Source organism: Haloferax larsenii (genome assembly GCF_024730625.1).
Classification (GTDB): domain Archaea; phylum Halobacteriota; class Halobacteria; order Halobacteriales; family Haloferacaceae; genus Haloferax; species Haloferax larsenii.
Map to the genome: position 1 here is coordinate 339,576 of NZ_CP078063.1, position 21,543 is coordinate 361,118.

Consider the following 21,543-nt stretch of genomic DNA (forward strand, 5'->3'; position numbering starts at 1 on the left):
TCACCACCGGTCTAACCACCCCGTGATGTACGACACCATCCTCGTGCCAGTCGACGGGAGCGACTCGATGGCACCAATCGTCGAAGACGCCGCGACCCTCGCCGCAGAGCGAGACGCGACCGTCCATCTGCTGTACGTCGTAGACAAACGCGCCTTCTTGACGCTCGCAGACGACCGACGCGACGAAGTTATCGAGGAACTCGAAGCACAGGGGTCGGCCGCCCTCGAAGTCGCCAGCGCGACCATGAAAGACCACGAGGTAGCCGTCGAAACGCATCTGCACCACGGCGACCCGGCAGACGAAATCCTCGACCTCGCCACCGAACTCGAGGTCGACCTCATCGCGATGGGGACTCACGCCCGGTTCGAAGACAACATTCTCGGGTCTGTCTCGCGGACCGTCGTCGTCGAAGCCGACGTCCCGGTTCTCGCAACCCCGCTCACCGAGCCCTAAGCCTTCTCCCTGCCGTTCTCACGCCACCCGCAACAGCAACAGCGCAACTCCGAACAGCGTCGACATCGCGCTGATGAGCAAGAGACCGCCGCTGACGACGAGCAGGCGACCGTCGAGGACAATCATCTCCCCCGCCGCGATGTTCGTGATGGACAGTCCGGACGAGACATCGACGATGGGTCCTAAGAGTGCGATACAGAAGGTGACGAGCCCCGCAACGACCAGAACGTACGGTGTGAGTGAACTCGTGTGGCGGGGTGAACTGTGAGTCGAGTAGCCGCGAGACATACCTCACGGTACGACGTGTTTCCATTTTGGTACGAATCGGCTACTACGGCAGTTCGTTCGTTAGAGACGTCCTACTCGGGCGAATCTGGCTATTCGGCTAAGGGGTGAAACGCGGCCAGAAATCCAGCTCCACATCCACTGTCTCACGGTAGCACTCCGCATTCGAGGGGCTAGCTAGACGTTCCGAACAGACTCGCATCCGGCACCGAGAGGCGTTAGTAGCCGATTACTCCTCGGCGTCGTCGTCCGATTCGGGGTCGAAGTCGAGTGCGACCGAGTTGATACAGTACCGTTCTCCAGTCGGGTCCGGGCCGTCGTCGAACACGTGTCCGAGGTGGCCGTCACAGGTGGCACACACTACTTCGGTCCGGTCCATCCCGTGGCTCGTGTCGCGGCGAAGTTCGATGTTCGACTCCTCGGCGGCGTAGAAGCTCGGCCACCCACAGCCGGAGTGGTACTTCGTCTCCGAGGTGAACAACTCGGTGCCACAGCCGGCACAGCGATAGACGCCGTCCGCTGTCCGGTCGACGTGCTCGCCGGAGAACCGGGGTTCGGTCCCCTGTTTTCGGAGTACCCGATACGCTTCGGACGACAGGCGCTCTCGCCACTCCGCGTCTGAAAGAGTAAACTCTCCGTCACTCATACGAGACCCAAGGGACGCCAAGAAGAAAGCGGCGTCGCCTACTCCCGTCGGAGGAACTCGGGAAGGCGGAGCCCGGCGAAGTCGTCGGACGTCCCGTCGAGGACGCCCGCCCGCCCCACTGCTTCGGGGACGCCCTGTTTGTCGGTGGGCTTGCGCATCGTCACGTCGGCACGCCCCGTCGTCGAGAGCGTCGTCTCCTCGTCGACGAGCGCTTCCCACACGTCCTGTTTCGTCTCGTACTCGCTTTCGTTGCGCGCGACGCGCTGTTTTCCTTCCTCGAACGCGAGTTGCAAGACGCTCCGTCCGTAGGCGGTGCTCGCCTGCCGCCGGAGGCGCTCGAATTCGCCGCGATTTGGATGTCCAAGCGCGGTCGACACGCCCAGCGCGTACATGCGTCTGACCGCCTCTTCGTCCGTGATTGTCCGCCAATCCGTACCGAATACCCGTTCGTACATGATGCCTCAGATATCGACCTTCGACCGGGGGTCGACGACGAGTCCGTCGTCGGTGAAGGTCAAAGACCGAATATCGCAGTCGATGTTCGTCCCACGCATCTTGATGACCTGAATACCGCGTGTCATCCCTGTCGCTTCGAGGTAGTTGTGGAAGAAGACGACACCGTGCGCGAGGAAGTGCTCGTCAGAGTACGACGACGGGTCGGTCATCTCGGAGATGAGAAGGGTCGTCGCGTCACCCTGCTTGAGCGCCGTCAGGAAGCGCGTCATCTCCTCGGACCCGTTCGCGAAGAACAGCCGAAGGAGCATCGTCGAGTCGATGACGAGTCGGTCTACCTGCCGAGAGTTGACGAACGCGACGATTTTGTCGGTGAGACTCTGGACGCTCGACGTGCTTCCGCCCTTCGAGAACTGGTTCAGCATGTGCTTGCCCTTCGGACTGACCAGGTTGATAAAGCGGAAGCCGTCGGAGTTCGCGAGCGTCTCGAACCCGAAGTCGAAACTCGACATGTCGTTGATGAGTTCCTCTTCGGTCTCGTGCATGGTGATGTACATACACTGCTCGCCGTTTCGAAGCCCTTCGGCCATGAACTGTGCCGTGAATGTCGTCTTGCCGCTCCCCGGCGGGCCGCTCAAGACGTACAGCCGCCGAGGAAGAAAGCCTCCTTGGATGAGTTGGTCGAACCCGCTTACCCCACTAGGAATCCGCATGTTGGGACACACCGCCCGTCTAATTATAATCGTTCCGGGACAAGTGACGGAATTGAGACGTTGTGGCGTGTCAGCGGCCCGTGGCGTTCATTCGGGGTACAGTTCGACCTCTCTCTCGACACTGTCGATGGCGACGACATCCTCGGCGTCGAGTTCGAGGTCGGCAGCACGCAGGTTCGCACGGAGGTGGGTTTCACTCGACGCCTTCGGAATGACGCACACTCCTTTTGCAACGAGCCACGCGATACTCACCGACTCCGGTGTCGTGTCGTGTTTTTCGGCGACATCGACCACTTCGTCCACCTCGCGAACTCGACCACCGGCCAGCGGCGAGTACGCGACCACATCGTAGCCGTGTTCGTCGGCGTGGTCGAGGAGGGCGGGGCGCTGGAACAGCGGGTGATACTCGGTTTGGTGTGCAACGAGCGGTGCATCCAGCAGGTCCAGCGCGTCGTCGAGTTCGGGAACGGTGAAATTGCTCACGCCGACACCACGGGCGAGACCGTCGTCGACGAGGTCGTCGAACGCCCGGAGCGTCTCTGGCGGGTCGTAGGTCTCTCTCGGTCGGTGGACGTACAGCAGGTCGACGAAGTCAGTTCCGAGACGGTCGAGACTCTCGCGCGTGGTTCGAATCGCGTCGTCGTATCCGAGGCTGTCGGCCCAGACTTTGGTGGCGAGAAACACCTCGTCCCGGGCGACGTCGGCGGCGGCGACGGCGTCCCCGACGACCGCTTCGTTCTCGTAAATCTGTGCGGTGTCGACGTGGCGGTAGCCCATCTCCAGCGCAGTCGTAACCGCGCTCGCCTCCGCAGGGGTGTCGAGCCCCATCGTCCCGAGTCCGACGCGAGGGACGGTCGTCATTCGGACGCCCCGCCGTCTCGGGCAGTGGTGTGGTCGTCTTCGACAGTGTTGAAGTCGTCTGCGACCGGAACACCGTCGAGCGAGAGCAAGTCGTCGAGCCCCGAAATTTCGTGTGTCGGGTCGGGCGACGGCGTGTGGTCCGTGCGGTGCGGGCGACGGATGAACGCCGAATCGACGCCAGCAGACTCCGCAGCCGCCATATCGCTGTCACTGTCGCCGACGAACAGCGGCGAGTCGACGCCGAGGTCGGCCATCGCCTGTTCGAGATAGTAGGTCGCCGGTTTCTTTCGGTGAAGACTCCGAATAGCTGGTTCGCGGCCGTAGGCGGTGCCGAAGAGGTGTCCCGCGTCGAGATGTTCGAGGACGTAGTCTATCGTCGCCTGTTGGTTCGACGAGACGATTCCCATGGGCGCGTCGATGTGCCGAATCGCGTCAAAGTCGTCGTAGGGGACCTTTCGGCCGTCGACGACGGCGTCGCGCTGTAGCGACGAGGCGATTTCGTCGCGGGTTCGAAACAGTGTCTCGGGGTCGAGGTCGTAGGCTCCGGCGACGGTGTGTACGTCGTCCGGTTGCACGTGGATGACCATCCGCTCGACGTGGTCCGGGTCGGGGTCGGACACGCCGAGTTCGGCGAAGGTCTCCCACACGGCGTCTTGGAGAACCGAGAGGTCGACCAGTGTGGTGAGGACACCGTCGTGGTCGAAGATGACCGAGTCGTACATATCTGATGAGAGGGGCCGAAGGGTGAATTGTTTTCCCATCCTGTAGTAAACACCTCGCTCGCCGCGGTACGAGTCTTTTAGCCCCTCGACACCACAGATGTATTCGATGTTGGCTGGACTCACACGTGGGGGCGAACCATGACCCGCGACGTGTGTATCGTCGGCGCAGGTGCCGCCGGGGCTGGTGCCGCATATGCGCTCCGTGACTCGAACGCGACCGTGACTATTCTCGAAAAGAGCAGAGGGGTGTGCGGACGCGCAGCGACCCGGCGAAAGAACGGGTGTCTGTACGACCACGGGGCGAACTACGTGAAAGAGTACGACCACCGAACAGAGCGATTGATTCGAAGTCTCGGTGAGGACGGGCTAGTCGACATCGACGAACCCATCTGGACGTTCGACGCCGACGGTGTCGTCTCCGCGGGCGACGACCGAGACCAATACAAGTGGACGTGGACCGAGGGAATCACCCAACTCGCAAAGCGACTCCTCGACGAGACCGACGCCACCGTCGAGCGCCAGACAAAGGTGTCCGCAATCGACCACAACCCCGATACCAAATACTGGTCCGTCGTCGACAGTGAGGGTGCCCGACACGGCCCCTACGACGACGTCGTCTTGACGCCGCCAGCACCGCAGACGGCGTCGCTCCTCACCGAGATGGGATGGGGCGACCACTGCATGATGTCCCTCCGAGAGGCCATCGGAAGCGTCGAATACCGGACGATTCGGTCGGTGATGCTCCACTACCCATTCGAACTCGACACCCCGTGGTACGCGCTCGTCAACACCGACAAGGAACACGACGTGGGCTGGCTCGCCCGCGAGGAGTGCAAAGACGGCCACGTCCCGGACGGCGAGAGCCTGCTCGTCGTCCAACTGAGTCCCGAGTGGTCGGCCGCCCACTACGACGACCCACTGGACGAAGTCGCAGACGTGGTCGCCGACAAAGTCGCAACACTGGTCGACGACGAGCGACTTCGAGACCCCGACTGGGTAGACGACCAAGGGTGGCGCTACGCGCTTCCAGATGGCGTCGCCAACCGAGAGGTCATCCGGCGCGGAGAGCCGGACGGACTGTACTTCGCCGGCGACTGGACGGTCGGCGAAGGGCGCGTTCACGCGGCGCTGTGGAGCGGTATCGAGGCCGGCGAGCGCATCTGTAGTCGGTAACGCTCGCGTCTCTCCCATTCACTGGTGTCGTGACGCTCGCAGCCCACCGACTCACTGGTGTATCTTTTCGCCGCGCCGGAGACGGGCGGCGATGGTGTACGTCTGTTCGCGCTCGCGGCGGGTGGGCGCGTGTGCAGCGAGGTAGCGCGCGACCGCGACAGAGAGTGTTCGCGCCTCTTCCGGCGGCCGGTGTTCTGCCTGCGCGAATCCTGCTTCGAGCGCCTGATACGTGTGGAATCCAGCATCCTCGCGGAGAAGTGCGGAACCGAGTTCTCGCCTGAGCCGCTCTGGGTCGCCGCCCCCGTCGAGGAAGTGCGCCGCAGCGCGGCCAGCGTCGTTCACGCGACCTTCTGCGTCCATCGTCTCCGAGAGCGTGTCGAGTTCGACGTCCGGGTTCGCGTCGGCGTTCGTCTCGGGGAGGGGCGCAGGCGGAGTGTTCAGGAAACGGTCGAGATAGACGTTGACGGCCGCGTCGAACACGCCGCGATAGAATTCCGTCGCGTCGGTTCGCTCGGTCAGTCGATGGACTGCGTTGGCGTAGGTGAAGGTGTGGTGGACCGTGTTCCAGTCGTTGAACTCGTTCGCGGTCGAGAACTGGGCGACGCGCGTCCCCGCCGCGAGCGCGACGCTGTCGGCGAGTTCCTCGGGCGTCGCACCGGCTCGAATCGCCTCGACCAGCGTCTCCACGATTTGGTGTGGGTCGTCCGAGAGGAGCGTCTCGACCATCCCTTCGGGCCGCGTCCACGATTTTCCGGTACCCGCCTCGACGTGCTGGTCGAGGTCGTCGAACGTGTCGTCGAGGAGGCCTGCGAGGTCGATTGGCCGCCGCCACGACGAGGTCTCTTCGCTTCGCTCGGCGGTCGTGAGGCCGCGAACCAGACTCGGGAGGACGGTGTCGGCGTGGTCCCAGCCGACGTGGTCCAGTGCCTCGAACGCCTTGTTGACGTAGTCGAGGACGTGCCCCGTCTGGATGTAGCGGTGGTCGGTCGCTGCTGTGGCGAGCATCCGCGCGAGGTCAGCGTCGTCGTGCCCGGCTTCGATAGCGGTTCGGAGGACGCGTTCGGCCCCGTTGGGGTCGCGGACTTCGACGTTCTCGCGGAACCACGAGAGCAAGCGGTCGAAGTCGGTCTCCGTCGCGCCGAGCGTCTGCTGTTCGAACTGCGGCGGTTCGCCCGAAACGTCGCTTCCGACCTGCACCAGTCCCTGATAGAGCGCGCGCTTTCGGTCTTCGGGGCCGAGGTCCGGAACCACGTTCGCCATCGCCGTCAGGATAGTGAGACCGGGCCCCCACCCGTCGCGTCGGTACCGACACCCGAACTCGATGCCCGTTTCGAGCGGCGTCGTCACGTCCACGTCGGCATCCACGAGGCCGATGACGGACTTGGCGACGACGAGACGAAGGTTCTGTTCGAGGCCGTCTTCGAGCCGGGTCGCCCAGTGGACCTCCGGCGGCTCGTCCGGTTCGGGATGTGGGTCGACGTAGACGGTCCCGTCGCGGACTTCGACGGGATACGTGAGCACGTCGTCGGCCCACGGGTCGAACGTGTCGCCGCATTCGAGTTCGAACCGAGCGTGGTGCCAGTGACACGTCAGGACGCCCTCGTCGACGGTCCCCTCGATGAGCGGAAACCCCATGTGGGGACACGCATTATCGACGGCGCGAACGGTTCCTTCGTGGTCGAAGAGGGCGACTGCTCGCCCGTCGACCGAGACGAGTTTTCGGCCCGTCTCGCGGAGGTCGTCGCGCTCGACGGCCGGGACGAAGCGGTCTTGCGAAGACATATGCTAGCGAACGGCATGGGATTTCCTAAAGCTTCGCTGAACGGAATTACCGTAATTTGGCTGTCAATTATCGGAGAGCACCGTATTTGCGCGTCTCGCGGGCGCAGTCCCCAAAATCCCGTTCGAAAACATATAGCTAAACGCTAGCACGAGTCGGGCATGCATTTTTCGTCCCGTACTTCATAGCAACAGGTGTGTCTTCGCTGACCGTCCGAATTGACCCCCACGTCCACTCAGAAGGTTCCTACGACGCCGAGGACCCGGTGGAACTCATCTTGGAGCAGGCCGCGGAAATCGGCCTCGACGCCGTCGTCATCACCGACCACGACGTCATCCACGAGTCCATCCGGGCGGCGCAACTCGCGCCGATGTACGGCCTCGTCGGTATCCCCGGCGTCGAGGTATCGACAGCCGACGGCCACCTCCTGGCCCTGGGTGTCGAAGAGCTTCCGCCACGCCGACAACCCCTCGACGAGACTGCGCAGTGGATTCGCGACCGCGGCGGCGTCGCCATCGTCCCGCACCCCTTCCAGCGAAGTCGTCACGGCGTCCGTCGCAAGCGACTCGCGCGCTACGACGAGACCGCCGACGGCGACGCGTTCGACGCCATCGAGACCTACAACTCGTGGCTCTTTACGGGGTACAAGAACCGCCGCGGCCGACGGTTCGCGCGCGAGCGCAACTATCCGGGTGTCGCCGGGAGCGACGCCCACAAGGTCGGGTACGTCGGCCGCGCGTACACCGAGATAGAGATTCCGGACGTGTCGCGCGCGTCGCTCACGGCCGACCACATCCTCGACGCGATTCGCAACGGTTCGACGGCGGTGCAGGGCCGACGAACGCCGATTCCGACGAGTACGAAACACTACGTCGGCGCGGCGGGCCGGAAGTCGGCGTACTACGCGAAACAGGGGGCGCTCGTCAGTGCGATTCTCGCGAAGAAGGGAGCCTTCAAATCGGGCTACTACGCCAAGATTGGCGCACTCAAGAGCGGCTATCTCGCCAAGCGCGGCGCGCTCGCTGGCATCCAGTTATTGTCGCGGTTCTCGTCGCGGTAGCCCGGGCAATCGCAGTGGGGCCTGTTTCGGAGGGACTTCTTCAGTCGTCCGAACTCACGAGAGCTTCGTACTGTGCGCCGGTTTGTTTCAGCGTCTCCGTCGAGTAGAGTCGCTCGTGGTCGAACGGCAGGTAGTCGGCGGCGAGTTCGTCGATTTTCGCGTCCACGGCGTCGGCCTCACGGCCGTGAATCATGGTAAAGAGGTTGTACGGCCAGTCCTGCTCGGGTCGTCGCGGGCGGTGATAACAGAGCGTAACGTACGGGAGGCTTCCGACCTCCTCACCGCGGGCGTCGAGTTCGTCGTCCGGCACGTCCCAGACGACCATGCAGTTGTTTCTGAACCCGGTGACGACGTGGTTGACGATACAGCCGATGCGCTTGATACAGCCGTCGTCGACGAGGCGTTCGATGGCCGCGACGACCTCGTCGGTGTCGGCGTCGATGCGCTCGGCGACGTCTGCGTAGGGCGTCTCCGACAGCGGGAAGCCGTCTTGAATCTCCACGAGGAGGCGAGCGTCGAGGTCCGAGAGGTCGCCCGTCGCGTTCTCGGAGATGCGAGTCGCGCTCACGGCCGTCTGTTCGAGGCTCTCGCGGGCGAATCGGTCCTCGTTCATCACGGGGAATTCGAGGTCGATGTAGTAGTCCGTGAGCATCGGGAGGGTGAGAACCTCACAGCCGGTTCGTTCCTCGATTTCCGAGAGGATGCGGTCGCGGGTCTCCCGCGACCCGGCGGTGACGACGAACCACATGTTCCACTCGTGGTCGCGGCGGTAGTTGTGGTTCACTTGCCGGTAGCCGTTGATGACCTCGGCGACCTCGTCGAATCTGTCTTCGGGTGCCGAGACGGCAGCGAGAGTCGAACTCCCGATGACTGGTGGGTTGAGGACGGCACCGAATCGCCGGAAGATACCCTGTTCGCGGAGGCGACGGACGCGGTCGAGGGCGTCGGCTTCGTCGATGCCGAGGTCCGCGGCGACAGCGCGGAACGGGTTCGCTTCGACCGGGAAGCCACTCTGGTAGTCGTCGATGAGTGCGGCGTCGACCTCGTCGAGGTCCGCTCGCCAGTCGTCCGAGAGGGCGCTCATTGCCCGGGCTTAGGAGTCGGGGGGCGTATCGCTTTCGGACGGACGCGACACATCGGGACGACCGGAAAGATGCTCCTCGAATCGCGGGACCGAACAGGACGTTTTTTGCGCGTTCGGCCGAACTCTCGACTATGGCAGCAGCCGACACCGAGTTCGGAGAGTGGCCGCTGAAACGTCTGATGACCGAAGTCGTCGGCACCGGGACCAAATCCGCCGAGGACATGACGCGGGCGCAGGCGATGGAGGCGATGCGCCGCATCCTCGCCGACGAACCCGACCACACGACGCTCGGTGCGTTCTGGCTCGCGAACCGCTGGAAACACAACAACGCCGAGGAACTCGCCGCCTACACGGACGTGATGGCCGAGCACGTCCAGTACGCCGAACCGAAGGTCGACCCCGTCGACTGCGGCGCGAACTACGACGGCAAGGGCAAGACGGCAATTCTCGGTGTCGCAGCCGGTGTCACCGCCGCTGCGGCCGGAACGCCGGTCGTCGTCCACTCCGGCGACCGCGTCCCGACGCAGAAGCAGGACGCCTACAAGCACGTCCTCGACGAACTCGGCGTCCGCACGGAACTCGACCCCGACGAATCCGCCGACATGGTGGACGACACCGGCTTCGGCTTCTACTACCAGCCAGCGTTCAACCCCGCCATCCACGACCTGTGGGAGCGCCGCGACAACATGGGTGTCCGCACCTTCGTCAACACCATCGAGACCATCGCCAACCCGGCGAACGCCTCGACGCACCTCGGGTCGTTCTACCACCTCGCGTTCGCGAAGAAGATGGTGAACACCTTCGAGGCGAGCGAGCACCACGACCTCCAGCGCGTCGTCATGTTCCAGGGCATGGAAGGCTACGACGACATCCGCCCCGGATACACGAAGGTCGCAGAGTGGACCGACGGCGAGTTCGACGACTTCGAAATCGAGACGGCCGAGTACGGCATGGACTTCGAGTACGACGACCTCGGAGTAGACGAAGACGACGTTGCGGGCGACTCCGCTGAGATTACGGAATCCGTCCTCTCCGGCGAGCGCGAGGACCGCTTTGCCGACGCCGTCGCCCTCAACGCCGCACTGCGCATCTACGCCCGCGAAGACGCCGACTCCATCGACGAGGGTCTGGAGATGGCCCGCGAGGCAATCGACACCGGCGCTGCGGCCGACGTGCTCGAAGACCTGCGCGCGTTCTGAAGTTCGACCCTACGACCGCTTTTTCTGCAGCACGTCCGAGCAGACCACCCCACCTCCGCGAGCAGTGGTACGTCAGTGCACCAAACCAGCGGCGAATGCGTCACCCACTAAGTCTCACTGCGGTTCGACCACGTCGAACAGCGCACCGAGCGACCGCTCACCGGCTTCCGGGACGGGAACACCCACGAGTTCGAAGCAGTAGCGACCGGGAGAAAACTCGGTCTCCGTGGCAACCCAGTCAGTATCAGAGTCTTCTGTCGGCACTGAGTCGTCTGCTGTGACGGGGACCGTCCACTCGGCGGTCCCGTACGGCGGAACCGACTGCCCGACATCGACAAACGGGTCCCGAGGAATCGTGACCCAGTCATCGTCCTCCTTTTTTCGGAGTCGCCAGTGGTCCGGGCCGATGAGAAGCGACGACGACTGACGGTTTACGAGAACGAACCCTGCAGACCCACCCATCTCGACACGCTCGCGTTTCGGGGCCAGAAATACCGCCTCGTCGCCGACCTCGTGATAGCACAAGGCGACGCCAGCGGGACAGTCTGCGTCGGAATCGAACCGACTCCGGGGAACTGCATACGGGGCAGCGCAGCCAGCGAGTGACCCAACTGTTCCTAATCCAACCGCAGCGAGAAACGAACGCCGTTGCATGGGACGACTCGTCCCACGCCCAATAAATGTTTTCTGACTCACATTTTGGAGTGGCGAGTCACGGCAACCTACGGGCCGGTCGATAGACGAACGCTCAGTCGCTCGTCGCCCCCGCCGCCCCGTCGATATTCGTGACTTCGAGGCCGCCCGAGAGTTCGGTGTTGGGGTACGGCATGTCGATTCCCTCGGCGTCGAACCGCTCTTTGACCGCCTCGACGAATTTCGCGCGCACCGCGCCGTAACTGCTCGCGTTCGGGTCAATCCAGATTCGGCCCGAGAGGACGACCGCCGAGTCACCCAGTTCCGTGACGGGGGCCGTCGGTTCGGGGTCGTCGAGGACGCCCTCGATTTGCGACCCGACGTCGACGATGGCGTCGCGCGCCTGCCCGATATCGTCGTCGTATCCGATTCCGAAGCCGACCGACACCCGGCGCTGGTCGTTCGCCACGTTGTTGACCACTGCCGCGTTCGCGAGGTCGCTGTTCGGGACGGTCACCAGTTCGTTGTCGAAGGTGTCCAACTTCGTCACCCGCAGTTGAATCTCACGAACCACTCCACTGTTTCCGTCCCACTCGATCCAGTCGCCGACGGTGAACGGCTCGTCTTGGATGATGAACACCCCGGCGACGAAGTTCGCGATGAGGTCCTGTGCGGCGAAGCCGACCGCGAGGGCGAGGGCACCACCCAACGTCGCGAACGCCGCGAGCACGACGCCGAAGCCAGCGACTGTCGCGGCCAGCGCGACTGCGACGACAGCGGTGACGACCACCGTGGTACTCACCGCGAGTCCGATAATCGTCTCGTCGAAGCCGCGGCGTCTGAGGCCCTCTTCGACCGCCCGGGTCATGAAGGACTTCCCGAGGAGGTAGATGACGGCGAACACGACGACGAACAACAGGACCGCCGTGGCTGCACTGACGAGTTGCGGGACGTACTGCTGGGGGTCGAGCGAGACGCCCAGTTGAAGTGGTAACATAAGACATTGTTAAATGTAGGCGGAGATAGTAATTATTTACTACGGATTGGCAGGAGAGACGAACCGCCGACCGGGAGAGAACGTGGGAAATCCACCGCGAGAAGTGGGCGAATCTATATTTCGAACGCGTCGTCGCTGTCTTCGAAGGGGTCGTCTTCGTCGAGACCGTCGTCAAGCGGGAGCGCGACGCCGACGAGTGTCTTTCCGGCCGTCACGGTCGCTTCGCGGGTGATAGAGTAGACGACACCGGCACGCTCGGCTTCGACTTCCTGGAGCACGTTGTACGTCGTCGGGTCGTACACCCAGCCGAGGTGGTCGCCGGGGCGGACCTCGCGGCCCAGTTGGAGGTCTTCGCGCGCGACGAACAGCCCGGAGGTTTCGGCGGTGACACGACCGAGGTGATTCCGGTAGGTCTGGCCGTCCCACGGTTCGACCGCGCCGCCGAGGATGCCCATGTCTCGGGCGACGTTGAGTACGCCCTCGACGCCCGCGACGATAGCGGGTTCGACGAGTTGCTTGTTGTGGGCGAGTTCCGGCGTGATAGAGGGGATTCCGGCGTCGGTCGCCGCGACGCGGAGTTTCCCGCCGAAGTTGCGTTCGGACCACTCCTCTTCGGCGTCTTCGCCCGCAGCCTCCGCGAGCAGGAGGTCGACACCGAAGGCCTCGGCGAGTTCTCGTGACTGGTCGTCGTGCTTGCGGTAGACCGTGTGCGTGAGCATGTCCGGGCTTCCGGTGTGAAGGTCGACGATAGCGTCGGCGCTCCCGGCGAACTCCCAGAGTTTGGCTGCCATGCGTTCGTGGAGCGTGCCGTCGGCGTCACCGGGCCAGACGCGGTTCATGTTCGAGTTGACGGAATCGAGTGCTTCCGGCGTCGCGTACGAGACGCGGTCGAACGTGAGCGGGTCGGCGACCGGGACTGCGACGATGCGACCCGTGAGGTCGGCGCGTTCGAGTTGGCTGTGCAGTCGTCGAAGGACCTCGGTGCCGTTTATCTCGCGGCCGTGCTGGGCGGCTTGCACGTACAGCGTCGGCCCGTCCGCGCCGTCGGCTGGCTCGTAAGTGTGAACCGTCGTCTGTACCGGGACGCCGGAGGGGAGCCGGGCGAGCGTCACGGTCTCCGCAGAGTGCATGTTCGAGGCATCGCAGTGTGTCGTCTTGTAGTTAGGGGGCGACAGAATGGGGAAGGACGTGGCCGAGAACCGCTGTCGGATATCGGTCGAGAGTGACTGCCCGATATCGGTCGGGAACCGCTTCGGAATATCAGTCGTCAGCAGGCGTGGCACCGACAGCAGCGCTCTCGCTGCGGGAGAAGTAACTCGCTAAGAGCGGCCCGGTGACGTTGTGCCAGACGCTGAAGAGCGCGGGCGGAAGCGCCGCGGCCGGTGAGAAAAACGACAGCGCGAGTGCGGCCGCCAGCCCGCTGTTCTGCAGGCCGACTTCGAACGTCGTCGTCCGAACGCGGTCGGGGGACATCCCGGCGAGCCGCCCCGTTCCGTACCCCGTTCCGAGACCGATGGCATTGTGCAGGACGACGGCTGAGATGGCTGCGACGCCCGCGCCGAGGATGGTGTCCACGTTGAGGCCGACAACCGCCGCGACGATGGCGACGATAGTCACGACCGAGACGAGCGGGAACACGTCGAGGCCGACCTCGGCAACCGAGGGCGCGAACCTATCGAGCGCGAGGCGGAGGCCGAAGCCGAACACGACGGGGATGAAGACGATTTGGAGGATGTTGACGAACAGGTCCATAAATCCGACCTGTAGCTGTTCTCCGGCGAGCACGACGACCCACGCAGGCATGACGAGCGGCGCGGCCAGCGTCGTCACAGTCGTAGTGACATCCTCCCCGCCGTGAACGGCGTTCACAAGACGCAGAGCGTCTTGTGCAGCCCATCAGAACGGCACAGCCGTTCTGAGGACGGGGCTTCCCGTACCGCGTTGGGATATTTACGGTTCGCAGATGCTCGCTTGTTCAGCGAACGTCCCCTGTCCACAACTCGGGTCGTGTTCTCCACGACGGAACAGGTTGACTACTGGACGTGCCACACGCCCGCTACTCCTATCCTCGGAAGACCGAGGACTCAGAGTTACCTTTTCTGCTTGGTCTAACCGACACCGAATGTTCTCTGCACCATTCGAGTCAGCGTTCATCACGGCGTTACACCCACGACAGACGTACAAGCCACGTTCTACACGATTGGCATCTCGTTTCTGTCCACAGCACGAACACGTCTTCGAGGTGTCGCGCTCACTCACCACAACGACGGCGATGCCTTCGGCTTTCGCCTTGTACGTGAGCAGGTTCGTGAAGCGGTCGAACGCCCACCTGTGTAGGCCTTCGTTGCCACGGTCGCCCCAGTTCCGAACCTCGCCCGTTTCGTCATCTTCACGGATGCCTTCGAGGTTCCCGACAGCAATCGTTCCAACCCCGCGCTCAACGCACTCTTCGACGATGTGTCTGGTGACGGCGTGCAGGTAGTGCGACCGACGCTCGGAACGCTTCCTGCGAAGCCAGAGTGCCTTATTCGACCGAGATGAGTTGCACTTCGCTATCTCCTTGGCGAAGTAGCGTTCGTCGGTCTTGAGGGCGTTCCCCGGATACAACTCGTGGTCTCCTGTGGAGTATGAGACGGCGGCTAAGTTCTTGATACCGAGGTCGATGCCAGCGGTTTCGTTGCCGGGAGACTCGGCCTCGATTTCACAGAGAATGAAGTCCGACCAGTGTTCTTTCAGGTTTCGACCTTTGGAGAGCCGAATCCGGTTGTTCTTTGAGTCGTGTTTGAAGCCGTCTTCTTTGAATGTAACCGTTGAACGCGGGTGGTCGCCGTTGTGTTTTCTGTACTTCGGTGGGTTTGCGCGGTCGTCCCCGTTTCGGCGCTTGGCGTACCACCCTTTGAACGCTTCAGCGAGTTCTTCGATGACTCGCTGACTCGACTGAGAATTGAGGTCGGCGTAGCGTTCGTGGGTCTTCAGGTATGCCTTAAGCGGGCCATCCTCGGGGATTGTCCCTGTTTCGCTCCAGATACGGTCGCACGTCCAACGTGCGATGTTCCAGAGTTTCGAGGCGGCGAACCCGAGCGAGTCCAAGTCACTCTTGACCTGTTGCTGGTTCCGAATGGAAGCAACGTAGGTGCGAGTGACTTGAATCGCCATACATAGACTATGTAGAAAATCCTACTTAATGGTGCGGATTAGCGTTGAATATCCGGTCTGCAATCGACGGTGGACTGAAGAGGACTTGTCGGATTCACTCCCGCCCTAAAGGGCGGGATTCTTTCCTCAAAAGGAGATAGCCACCGAGAGCGCAACGTCACCTTTCCCGAGATACGCCATGACGTTCGATGCGGTTCCACCGGGGGCCGCACCGACGAGCACGAGGCCGACGAAGTAGGTGTTTGCGAGCTCCGAGAGTCGCCGGAGCGCAGACAGCATCGCGCTGCCGAAAGAAATCACAATTAGTTGATAACTCCTCCCGTGATAGTCGTTGTCGAATGACAATTAGTTCTATCGGTCGTCCCACCAGAGTGTGAGGCGGCACGGTTTTCACCCGTCCGCCCGACGGTGGAACCATGAGCGACAACCCAACCGCCACGCTCCACACGAACAAGGGCGATATCACGGTCGAACTGTTCGAAGACAAGGTTCCGAACACGGTCGAGAACTTCGTCGGCCTCGCCACAGGCGAGAAGACGTGGGTCCACCCCGAGACCGACGAGACGAAAGAGGGCGAGCCGCTCTACGAGGACATCCTCTTCCACCGAATCATCGACAACTTCATGATTCAGGGTGGGGACCCGACCGGAACCGGCCGCGGCGGCCCCGGCTACACGTTCGACGACGAGTTCCACTCTGACCTCAGCCACGACGGCCCCGGTGTCCTGTCGATGGCGAACCGCGGCCCCAACACGAACGGCTCGCAGTTCTTCATCACGCTCGACGCTCAGCCGCACCTCGACGGCAAACACGCCGTCTTCGGAAAGGTCACAGACGGGATGGACGTCGTCGAAGACATCGGTTCGGTTCCGACCGACAGCAACGACAAGCCGGTGTCCGACGTCGTCCTCGAATCAGTCGACATCGAACAGTAACGCGACTGTCGCGGGCGTCGACCGACCGATTGGAGACACCCACGGCGGTGTCTCGATTCTCGTCTCGTCGACGTCGTCGTACTCGAACCAGACGGTGATTCCGAGACCATCGCGCGTCTCGTAGGTCACTGTCAGCGACCGAACGAACCCGTCTTCTTCGACCAACGCGACGACCTCGTACTGCCGAGAGCGAGGGAAGTCGGTGCCACGACCGACGACGCGATAGACTCGCATCCCACCGTCGGTCGTCGTGTTCACGACGCGAGAGTCGCCAGTCGAGAGATACCACTCGACGTACCGTTCTGCCCGCGTCGCCTGTCGCCCCGGACCATCCAGAACGTCGGGGTCGATGACGCGAACCGCGAACCCGTCGGGCTCCATCGGTCGCCGACTGTAGCGGTACGTCCCGTCGGCGAAGCTATCTTCGGCCGAGGTCGGGCGTGGATACGCCCGAAGTCGCCCGGCACGCTGGGTTTCGACGGAGTACACGTGCGGACGCTCGACGCGAACGACTTCGACTTCGCGGCCGGTCTCGTCACCCGCAATCGACTCTCGATAGCCGAGTGTCCACTCGTAGGAGTGATTCGTCACCGCGTCGCGGTGTGCTGCCGCGAGAACCGAGGCGTTCTGAATGCCTGCCGAGGTCACACCGGGGGCGACCACCCGCGGTTCCGGCGTGGGTGTCGCTTCAGGAGTCCCCGCCGCTGTAGGCGACTGTCGCGTCTCGCCTGTTTGGGCATCGAGCGCCAGCGGCGACCCAGGAAGGCCGACGACGGCGAGCAGGACTGCGAGTGCGACGACGAGACCGAGCGCCGTCGCCGTCGATGAGGGCGTGCGCTGGGTTCGAGGGAGTTCTGGTGCGGGGTCGTCGAGGGCATCGCCGAAGTGAGTCTGAAAGAGGTCGTTGCTGTCCGCTTCGGGAATGCCGTATCGGGCAATCTCGTACAGGTCGCCGGGTGAGATGCAACGAGCGGCTGTGGATTCGGCGTCGTCGAGCGTGACGACCACGTCGGCGGTTTGGGGTGGGCCAGAGAGAGGGGAAAAACGTGAAAGGCGGCGAAGTCGAGGGAGGCGGGAGGGGTGTGAAAGTCGGAGGAAACGTGAGAGCCGTGAGAGCCGTGAGAGCTGAGAGGGCAGAGAAACACCGAATGGACCGCTCTCGGCCGCAATCCGCACCGTCTCGTTGCCCCGGCGAGCGACGACGAGGTCGGCTTCGATAGTCGTCTCCCAACCGCGAGCGTCCCAGAGGTCGGCGACGAACTGTCTCCGTTCGCTCGCGGAGGCGGCGCGAAAGCGGTCACAGAAGCGCGAGCGGTGGGGCTGGCCCATCATCGAACGTAGGGCCGCAACGCGGATAGAAGCACCGGGGAACGCGACCAAAAGCGAGTCGGCGACGAGTTCAGTGTTCGCTCGACGACTCGTACTCCCGAAGCCGAGTCGTTATCTGGTCGTCCATCGCCTCGAGGACAGCGTCGAGGTCGCGACCGTCGAACAGTTCTGAGAGACCTTCGGAGACGATGGTTCGAACTGTCGTGAACGGCCCGATACGAGCGCCGCGAGTCGCCGGCGTATCTTCGCTCTCGGCCAGTTGTTCGAACGCGACTTCGAATCCGGGTCGCTCGTCGAACCAGCCAGCGTCCTGAAGACGCTGTTCCGTCTGGCGGTGAACCGGGAAGTAGCCGGTGTGTTGGTGCCACTGCTGTTGTTGCTCGGGCTGGGTCAACCACGTGATGAACTCGCCTGCGGCAGCCTGCTGTTGGTCTGTGGCTTCGTCTGCGACCCACAGCGAGGCACCACCGACGACGACGCCCGCACGCGAGTCGGGCGCGGGGAACTTTCCGACCTTGGTCGTAAAGCCCCGCTCTTCGGCCCCCTGAACGATAGACATGGCGCTCGAACTGGAGTCGACGAGCATCGCAGCACGGCCGTCGAGGAACGCTTCTCTCGCGGCACCCCTGGCTTCGACGCCGGGATTGTACAGGAGGTCGTTCTGTTCGAGGTCGCGCCACCATCCGAACACGCTTCTCGCGACCTCGCCGTCGAGATGGGGCGTGCGCGCCGTCCCGTTTCGGCCGTTGTCGGCGTCGAAGAGACACGCGCCCGCCGCAGCGAACCACTGTTCGACGAACCAACTGTAGTTCGCCCACGTCGCGCCGTACTCGGCGTTCGTGTTCGTCTTCACTGTCGCCGCCGCCTTCGTCACCGAATCGAACGTCTCTGGTGGGTCGTCCGGGTCGAGACCGGCGCGGTCGAACGCATCCGCGTTGTAGTAGAGGACGGGATTCGAGGAATTGAACGGCATCGACCAGAGCGTCCCGTCCTGTCGGTAGTAGTTCGCGAGTTCGGGGACGAGAGACGACACCAACGAGGTGTCGGGAAGCACTGACTCGACGGGCGTAAACGCCTCACTGTCGAGCGCCCGCTGTGTGCCGACCTCGTAGAGTTGGGCGATTGTCGGAGGCGTTCCCGACTGCGCGGCAGCCATCGTCGCGTCGAACGTCCCGCGATAGCTCCCCTTCGCCGCGGTTTCGACGCGGACACCGTCGTGAGTCGCGTTGAACTCGTCGACGAGCGACTCCAGAACCAGCGCCGTGTCGCCGGTCATCCCGTGCCAGAACTGGACGACAGTTTGTCCCGACTCGGTCGCCGAGTGGAGTCGGTAGTCGTCGATTGACGCTTGCAGGTCGTCTGCCTGCTCCGAGAGCGTGTTTATCTTCGTCATCGCCTCGGACAGCGACACCGTCTGTCGGCGAGCCGAGCCGGCCACGTCAGACGCCAGTGTCGCGGTCTCGTCGCTGATGCTCCCGACCTCGTCGGCCTGGCTCACGACCTCCTGTGACGTCGCCGCCTGCGAGTCGGTCGCATCGCTAATTTCGTGGAGGCTGGTGTTCGTCTCTTCGAGGTCTTCGACGACACCGTCGAGAGCCGAGAGCGCGTCTTGAATGGTCTCGCTTCCCTCTTCGAGTCGGTCGTTCGTGTCGGTGATGTCGTCGACCGTCTCGTCGGACTGCGCTCGAACCGCCTCGATGGTCGTTTCGATATCCTCGGTCGCGGCCTGCGTCTCCTCCGCGAGCGACTTGACCTCCTCGGCGACGACCGCGAAGCCCTCGCCCGCCTCACCGGCGCGTGCGGCCTCGATGGAGGCGTTGAGTGCGAGGATGTTGGTCTGTTCCGCGATGTCCGATATCTTCGCCGCGATACCGGTTATCTCGTCGATTCGCTCGTCGAGTTCTCGGACGCGGGAGACCGTCGCGCTGGTCTGGTCACTGATAACGTCGAGTTCGCGGATTGCCTCCTCGGCGGCGCGTTTTCCCTCGCTGCCGCGTGCGACAGCTTCGTCGGTCGACTGCCTGATTTCGTCTGCCGACGCCGCGACCTCTTCGATTGTCGCCGAGAGGTTCCGCATCTCGTCGGCGACCTCTTCGACGCTCTCGCTTTGCCGCGTCGCACCGTCGGCGATATCGTCGACAGACTCCGCGACGGCGCGACTCTCTCCGCGGCTGTCGCCGACAGCGTTCGAGACAATCGCTGTCGACGAGGCGACCTGGTCCGCGAAGGCGTCGACGTTCCGCATCGACGTTTGCCACTCGTCGAACAGTTGATTGAGGAGTTGCGCGTGCCGTGCGAGTTCCGGGTCGTCCGGCACGTCGACGCGGACTGTGAGGTCGCCCTCGATGCACTGCTCGATGGCATCTGAGAAATCGTCGAGATGCGACAACGAGGCGTCGCGGTCGGGACGCTGTCTGGCTTCGGGAGACTCGACCGTCCCGCCGTCGTGGCGAGGTTTTCGGGATGAATCACCCCGAGCGGATTCTTCTGTACTCTGTTCGGAATCACCCCGAGCGGGGTCTTCTGTACTCTGTTCGTCGTCAGTCGCGTGTGCGCCGAGCACGGCCCGCACGGTCGCACGAATCGACGACACCCGTCTGTGGAGATACCTGTCGTCGGTCATTGGTGGACGAGATTATCGGAATGTGATAAGTTCATCTCTCTGAATATCAGAATTGAAGTTTGAATTTGTTACGCGGAGTTCGTTCATCAGAAATCAACCTGCCGATTCAGTCGCTTGTGGAGACACTCTGTTGGACTCGAATACGATACGCTCGGTCGTTCGAGGCAGTTCGAAATTCGGCGTTTCGTTCAGCCACCAAAACGTTCCATATCGGTGAGTGTTCGCCCACCGACCGAGGCGTGCGGTCACCGGGCGACCGACAGCGCAAAGTTCACTGGGTCGTAATCACCGCCGATGAGCGAGGAGTCCCAGCAACCCAAGCCGAGCGACTTCGGAACCGACGAAAACGCCCCACCGGTCGACGAGAAGCCGTATAAAATCATCTTCGAGGCAAACAAATGCTTCGGAGCAGGGCGGTGTGCGGAAGTCGCCGACAACTGGGAGATGGACCTCGAAACCGGACTCGCCCGTGCGAAGTCGTACTTCGTCGGCGAGGACGAACTCGACGAGAACATCCGCGCAGCGGAGGTCTGTCCGGCGAAGAAGGGTCGTGGTGTCATCCACGTCGTCGACCGCAGGACGGACGAGGAGATTTCCCCGGACCCCGACGGCGACGGGACGCTGTCGGTCGACTGGTAAACGAAAGCACTTTTCTGTCCCTCCGAGAACGATAGCCTGAGCGGGGGTGGCTGAGCCAGGCCAAAAGCGGCGGACTTAAGATCCGCTCCCGTAGGGGTTCGCGAGTTCAAATCTCGTCCCCCGCACTTGTACCGGCGAACGACAGTGAGGAGTGTCAAGTGCGGCCAGAGAGATTTGAACCAAGGAGCGACGCGAGCGAAGCGAGCAGCGCGACCGTGGTTCAAATCTCGTCCCTCGCACCCAACACCCTGAAAAAATCCCCGACCGCAGCCACCCCCTCGACACTCAAACCGGCAGTTCGACCCCGAGTTGCTCGAATAGTGTCGTCATGCTCGCTGCGTCCTTGGACTCGGCGATACGGCCGCCGTCGAAGCGGCGGTAGCTGAATCCTTCCACGTCGATTTGGTTGCCGGTCGGTTCGATGCCGCGGAACGTCCCGTCGTGCGTGCCGTGGATGGACCACCACACCATCACGGCGTCGTCTTCGGCGACCACCGCGTGCAGTTCGGTCGTCGCGTCGGGGAACGCGTCGTCCCACTCGCTGTACAGTTCCTTGAGGTCGTCCCGGGAGACGAGTGTGTCGTCGGACCCGGTTCGGACCGTCGCGATGCGAACGTCTGCCGCGTACAGGTCGTCGAGCGCCGAGAGGTCGTTGCCGTTCCACGCCTCCTCGAACTCCCGAAGGACTTGCTGTTTGGTCTCTGTCGTCGTTTCTGTTGCCATGGGTACCCACCAGCGCCCGTGTCCACCACCGCGCGTTACTGGCGAACAGACGCTATATTGAGATACGACGAGATAAGA

General features: G+C 63.1%; 21 protein-coding genes, 1 tRNA gene and 2 pseudogenes. 7 read left to right on the top strand and 17 right to left on the bottom strand.

Annotation, left to right across the window (positions count from 1 at the left end):
* The first annotated feature begins 25 nt into the window (after window positions 1–25).
* Window positions 26–454 (top strand): universal stress protein, encoded by a 429-nt coding sequence (locus KU306_RS01845; protein WP_007542556.1) that lies wholly within the window; start codon window positions 26–28, stop codon window positions 452–454.
* 18 nt (window positions 455–472) lie between these two features.
* Here the strand turns inward: KU306_RS01845 and KU306_RS01850 are convergent, their stop codons facing one another.
* The 6 genes from KU306_RS01850 to KU306_RS01875 form a co-directional block, all read right to left on the bottom strand.
* The gene (locus KU306_RS01850; protein WP_007542554.1) at window positions 473–742 is read right to left on the bottom strand and encodes a hypothetical protein; all 270 of its coding nucleotides are present in this window, start codon (window positions 740–742) and stop codon (window positions 473–475) included.
* Window positions 743–968: 226 nt separating this feature from the next.
* The gene (gene msrB / locus KU306_RS01855) at window positions 969–1,385 is read right to left on the bottom strand and encodes a peptide-methionine (R)-S-oxide reductase MsrB (RefSeq protein WP_007542553.1); all 417 of its coding nucleotides are present in this window, start codon (window positions 1,383–1,385) and stop codon (window positions 969–971) included.
* 38 nt (window positions 1,386–1,423) lie between these two features.
* A complete protein-coding gene (locus KU306_RS01860) occupies window positions 1,424–1,840 on the bottom strand; it encodes a DUF8057 family protein (RefSeq protein WP_258302700.1) in 417 nt (138 codons plus the stop codon).
* A gap of 6 nt (window positions 1,841–1,846) precedes the next feature.
* Complete coding sequence (locus tag KU306_RS01865; protein ID WP_049918741.1) at window positions 1,847–2,551, bottom strand: RAD55 family ATPase; 705 nt, start codon at window positions 2,549–2,551, stop codon at window positions 1,847–1,849.
* 87 nt (window positions 2,552–2,638) lie between these two features.
* Window positions 2,639–3,412, bottom strand: a complete 774-nt coding sequence (locus tag KU306_RS01870) for an aldo/keto reductase (RefSeq protein ID WP_258302701.1) — start codon at window positions 3,410–3,412, stop codon at window positions 2,639–2,641.
* On the bottom strand, window positions 3,409–4,134 hold the full coding sequence (locus tag KU306_RS01875; RefSeq protein ID WP_258302702.1) for an HAD family hydrolase: 726 nt from the start codon (window positions 4,132–4,134) through the stop codon (window positions 3,409–3,411). Before KU306_RS01875 ends, KU306_RS01870 begins: the two co-directional genes overlap by 4 nt.
* Before the next feature lie 138 nt (window positions 4,135–4,272).
* Between KU306_RS01875 and KU306_RS01880 the strand changes: the two genes are divergently transcribed.
* Window positions 4,273–5,307 carry an NAD(P)/FAD-dependent oxidoreductase gene (locus KU306_RS01880; RefSeq protein WP_258302703.1) on the top strand — a complete coding sequence of 345 codons (1,035 nt, stop codon included), beginning with the start codon at window positions 4,273–4,275 and terminating at the stop codon, window positions 5,305–5,307.
* A 51-nt stretch (window positions 5,308–5,358) separates the two neighbouring features.
* On the opposite strand, the gene KU306_RS01885 is transcribed toward KU306_RS01880, so the two are convergent.
* Window positions 5,359–7,089, bottom strand: a complete 1,731-nt coding sequence (locus KU306_RS01885; protein ID WP_258302704.1) for a Rieske (2Fe-2S) protein — start codon at window positions 7,087–7,089, stop codon at window positions 5,359–5,361.
* A gap of 194 nt (window positions 7,090–7,283) precedes the next feature.
* Here KU306_RS01885 and KU306_RS01890 point away from each other — a divergent pair, with 194 nt between their 5' ends.
* Window positions 7,284–8,147: a CehA/McbA family metallohydrolase gene (locus KU306_RS01890; RefSeq protein ID WP_007542539.1), complete on the top strand. Its 864-nt coding sequence runs from the start codon at window positions 7,284–7,286 to the stop codon at window positions 8,145–8,147.
* Between the two features lie 40 nt (window positions 8,148–8,187).
* Here the strand turns inward: KU306_RS01890 and ahbB are convergent, their stop codons facing one another.
* A complete protein-coding gene (gene ahbB, locus KU306_RS01895; RefSeq protein WP_007542535.1) occupies window positions 8,188–9,231 on the bottom strand; it encodes a siroheme decarboxylase subunit beta in 1,044 nt (347 codons plus the stop codon).
* A 131-nt stretch (window positions 9,232–9,362) separates the two neighbouring features.
* Here ahbB and KU306_RS01900 point away from each other — a divergent pair, with 131 nt between their 5' ends.
* Entirely contained in the window at window positions 9,363–10,430 is a 1,068-nt protein-coding gene (locus tag KU306_RS01900; RefSeq protein ID WP_258302705.1) for an anthranilate phosphoribosyltransferase, read from the top strand.
* A 114-nt stretch (window positions 10,431–10,544) separates the two neighbouring features.
* Here KU306_RS01900 and KU306_RS01905 read toward each other — a convergent pair whose 3' ends face one another.
* From KU306_RS01905 to KU306_RS01930, 6 genes and pseudogenes are all read right to left on the bottom strand, one after another.
* On the bottom strand, window positions 10,545–11,084 hold the full coding sequence (locus KU306_RS01905) for a hypothetical protein (RefSeq protein ID WP_258302706.1): 540 nt from the start codon (window positions 11,082–11,084) through the stop codon (window positions 10,545–10,547).
* A 94-nt stretch (window positions 11,085–11,178) separates the two neighbouring features.
* The gene (locus KU306_RS01910; protein ID WP_258302707.1) at window positions 11,179–12,060 is read right to left on the bottom strand and encodes a mechanosensitive ion channel family protein; all 882 of its coding nucleotides are present in this window, start codon (window positions 12,058–12,060) and stop codon (window positions 11,179–11,181) included.
* A 113-nt stretch (window positions 12,061–12,173) separates the two neighbouring features.
* The gene (locus tag KU306_RS01915) at window positions 12,174–13,190 is read right to left on the bottom strand and encodes a succinylglutamate desuccinylase/aspartoacylase family protein (protein ID WP_049918793.1); all 1,017 of its coding nucleotides are present in this window, start codon (window positions 13,188–13,190) and stop codon (window positions 12,174–12,176) included.
* A 130-nt stretch (window positions 13,191–13,320) separates the two neighbouring features.
* Window positions 13,321–13,896 (bottom strand): annotated as a pseudogene (locus KU306_RS01920) (bile acid:sodium symporter family protein); the annotation flags it as partial.
* Between the two features lie 114 nt (window positions 13,897–14,010).
* Window positions 14,011–15,216: an RNA-guided endonuclease InsQ/TnpB family protein gene (locus tag KU306_RS01925; RefSeq protein ID WP_258302708.1), complete on the bottom strand. Its 1,206-nt coding sequence runs from the start codon at window positions 15,214–15,216 to the stop codon at window positions 14,011–14,013.
* Window positions 15,217–15,348: 132 nt separating this feature from the next.
* Window positions 15,349–15,474, bottom strand: a pseudogene (locus KU306_RS01930) (bile acid:sodium symporter family protein); the annotation flags it as partial.
* A 158-nt stretch (window positions 15,475–15,632) separates the two neighbouring features.
* On the opposite strand from KU306_RS01930, the gene KU306_RS01935 reads away from it, so the two are divergent.
* Window positions 15,633–16,151 carry a peptidylprolyl isomerase gene (locus KU306_RS01935; RefSeq protein WP_007542524.1) on the top strand — a complete coding sequence of 173 codons (519 nt, stop codon included), beginning with the start codon at window positions 15,633–15,635 and terminating at the stop codon, window positions 16,149–16,151.
* On the opposite strand, the gene KU306_RS01940 is transcribed toward KU306_RS01935, so the two are convergent.
* Together KU306_RS01940 and KU306_RS01945 are read right to left on the bottom strand one after the other, a co-directional pair.
* The gene (locus tag KU306_RS01940; RefSeq protein WP_425499548.1) at window positions 16,131–17,480 is read right to left on the bottom strand and encodes a hypothetical protein; all 1,350 of its coding nucleotides are present in this window, start codon (window positions 17,478–17,480) and stop codon (window positions 16,131–16,133) included. The two genes, KU306_RS01935 and KU306_RS01940, sit on opposite strands and share 21 nt — an antisense overlap.
* 70 nt (window positions 17,481–17,550) lie before the next feature.
* On the bottom strand, window positions 17,551–20,103 hold the full coding sequence (locus KU306_RS01945) for a methyl-accepting chemotaxis protein (protein ID WP_258302710.1): 2,553 nt from the start codon (window positions 20,101–20,103) through the stop codon (window positions 17,551–17,553).
* 294 nt (window positions 20,104–20,397) lie between these two features.
* Between KU306_RS01945 and KU306_RS01950 the strand changes: the two genes are divergently transcribed.
* Both KU306_RS01950 and KU306_RS01955 read left to right on the top strand, forming a co-directional pair.
* Complete coding sequence (locus KU306_RS01950) at window positions 20,398–20,742, top strand: ferredoxin (protein WP_007542519.1); 345 nt, start codon at window positions 20,398–20,400, stop codon at window positions 20,740–20,742.
* Window positions 20,743–20,782: 40 nt separating this feature from the next.
* Window positions 20,783–20,867: transfer RNA gene (locus KU306_RS01955), tRNA-Leu, on the top strand.
* 160 nt (window positions 20,868–21,027) lie between these two features.
* On the opposite strand, the gene KU306_RS01960 is transcribed toward KU306_RS01955, so the two are convergent.
* Window positions 21,028–21,465, bottom strand: coding sequence for an ester cyclase (locus KU306_RS01960; RefSeq protein ID WP_258302711.1), 438 nt, complete (start codon window positions 21,463–21,465; stop codon window positions 21,028–21,030).
* Window positions 21,466–21,543 lie beyond the last annotated feature (78 nt).

Excerpts from the sequence above, each read along its gene's own strand:
- KU306_RS01910 (WP_258302707.1), bottom strand. The coding sequence starts at position 12,060 with ATGTTACCACTTCAACTGGGCGTCTCGCTCGACCCCCAGCAGTACGTC.
- KU306_RS01860 (WP_258302700.1), bottom strand. The coding sequence starts at position 1,840 with ATGTACGAACGGGTATTCGGTACGGATTGGCGGACAATCACGGACGAA.
- KU306_RS01865 (WP_049918741.1), bottom strand. The coding sequence starts at position 2,551 with ATGCGGATTCCTAGTGGGGTAAGCGGGTTCGACCAACTCATCCAAGGA.
- KU306_RS01925 (WP_258302708.1), bottom strand. The coding sequence starts at position 15,216 with ATGGCGATTCAAGTCACTCGCACCTACGTTGCTTCCATTCGGAACCAG.
- KU306_RS01960 (WP_258302711.1), bottom strand. The coding sequence starts at position 21,465 with ATGGCAACAGAAACGACGACAGAGACCAAACAGCAAGTCCTTCGGGAG.
- KU306_RS01880 (WP_258302703.1), top strand. The coding sequence starts at position 4,273 with ATGACCCGCGACGTGTGTATCGTCGGCGCAGGTGCCGCCGGGGCTGGT.
- ahbB (WP_007542535.1), bottom strand. The coding sequence starts at position 9,231 with ATGAGCGCCCTCTCGGACGACTGGCGAGCGGACCTCGACGAGGTCGAC.
- KU306_RS01945 (WP_258302710.1), bottom strand. The coding sequence starts at position 20,103 with ATGACCGACGACAGGTATCTCCACAGACGGGTGTCGTCGATTCGTGCG.
- KU306_RS01875 (WP_258302702.1), bottom strand. The coding sequence starts at position 4,134 with ATGTACGACTCGGTCATCTTCGACCACGACGGTGTCCTCACCACACTG.
- KU306_RS01900 (WP_258302705.1), top strand. The coding sequence starts at position 9,363 with ATGGCAGCAGCCGACACCGAGTTCGGAGAGTGGCCGCTGAAACGTCTG.
- msrB (WP_007542553.1), bottom strand. The coding sequence starts at position 1,385 with ATGAGTGACGGAGAGTTTACTCTTTCAGACGCGGAGTGGCGAGAGCGC.
- KU306_RS01935 (WP_007542524.1), top strand. The coding sequence starts at position 15,633 with ATGAGCGACAACCCAACCGCCACGCTCCACACGAACAAGGGCGATATC.
- KU306_RS01885 (WP_258302704.1), bottom strand. The coding sequence starts at position 7,089 with ATGTCTTCGCAAGACCGCTTCGTCCCGGCCGTCGAGCGCGACGACCTC.
- KU306_RS01850 (WP_007542554.1), bottom strand. The coding sequence starts at position 742 with ATGTCTCGCGGCTACTCGACTCACAGTTCACCCCGCCACACGAGTTCA.
- KU306_RS01950 (WP_007542519.1), top strand. The coding sequence starts at position 20,398 with ATGAGCGAGGAGTCCCAGCAACCCAAGCCGAGCGACTTCGGAACCGAC.
- KU306_RS01870 (WP_258302701.1), bottom strand. The coding sequence starts at position 3,412 with ATGACGACCGTCCCTCGCGTCGGACTCGGGACGATGGGGCTCGACACC.
- KU306_RS01845 (WP_007542556.1), top strand. The coding sequence starts at position 26 with ATGTACGACACCATCCTCGTGCCAGTCGACGGGAGCGACTCGATGGCA.
- KU306_RS01905 (WP_258302706.1), bottom strand. The coding sequence starts at position 11,084 with ATGCAACGGCGTTCGTTTCTCGCTGCGGTTGGATTAGGAACAGTTGGG.
- KU306_RS01915 (WP_049918793.1), bottom strand. The coding sequence starts at position 13,190 with ATGCACTCTGCGGAGACCGTGACGCTCGCCCGGCTCCCCTCCGGCGTC.
- KU306_RS01940 (WP_425499548.1), bottom strand. The coding sequence starts at position 17,480 with ATGGGCCAGCCCCACCGCTCGCGCTTCTGTGACCGCTTTCGCGCCGCC.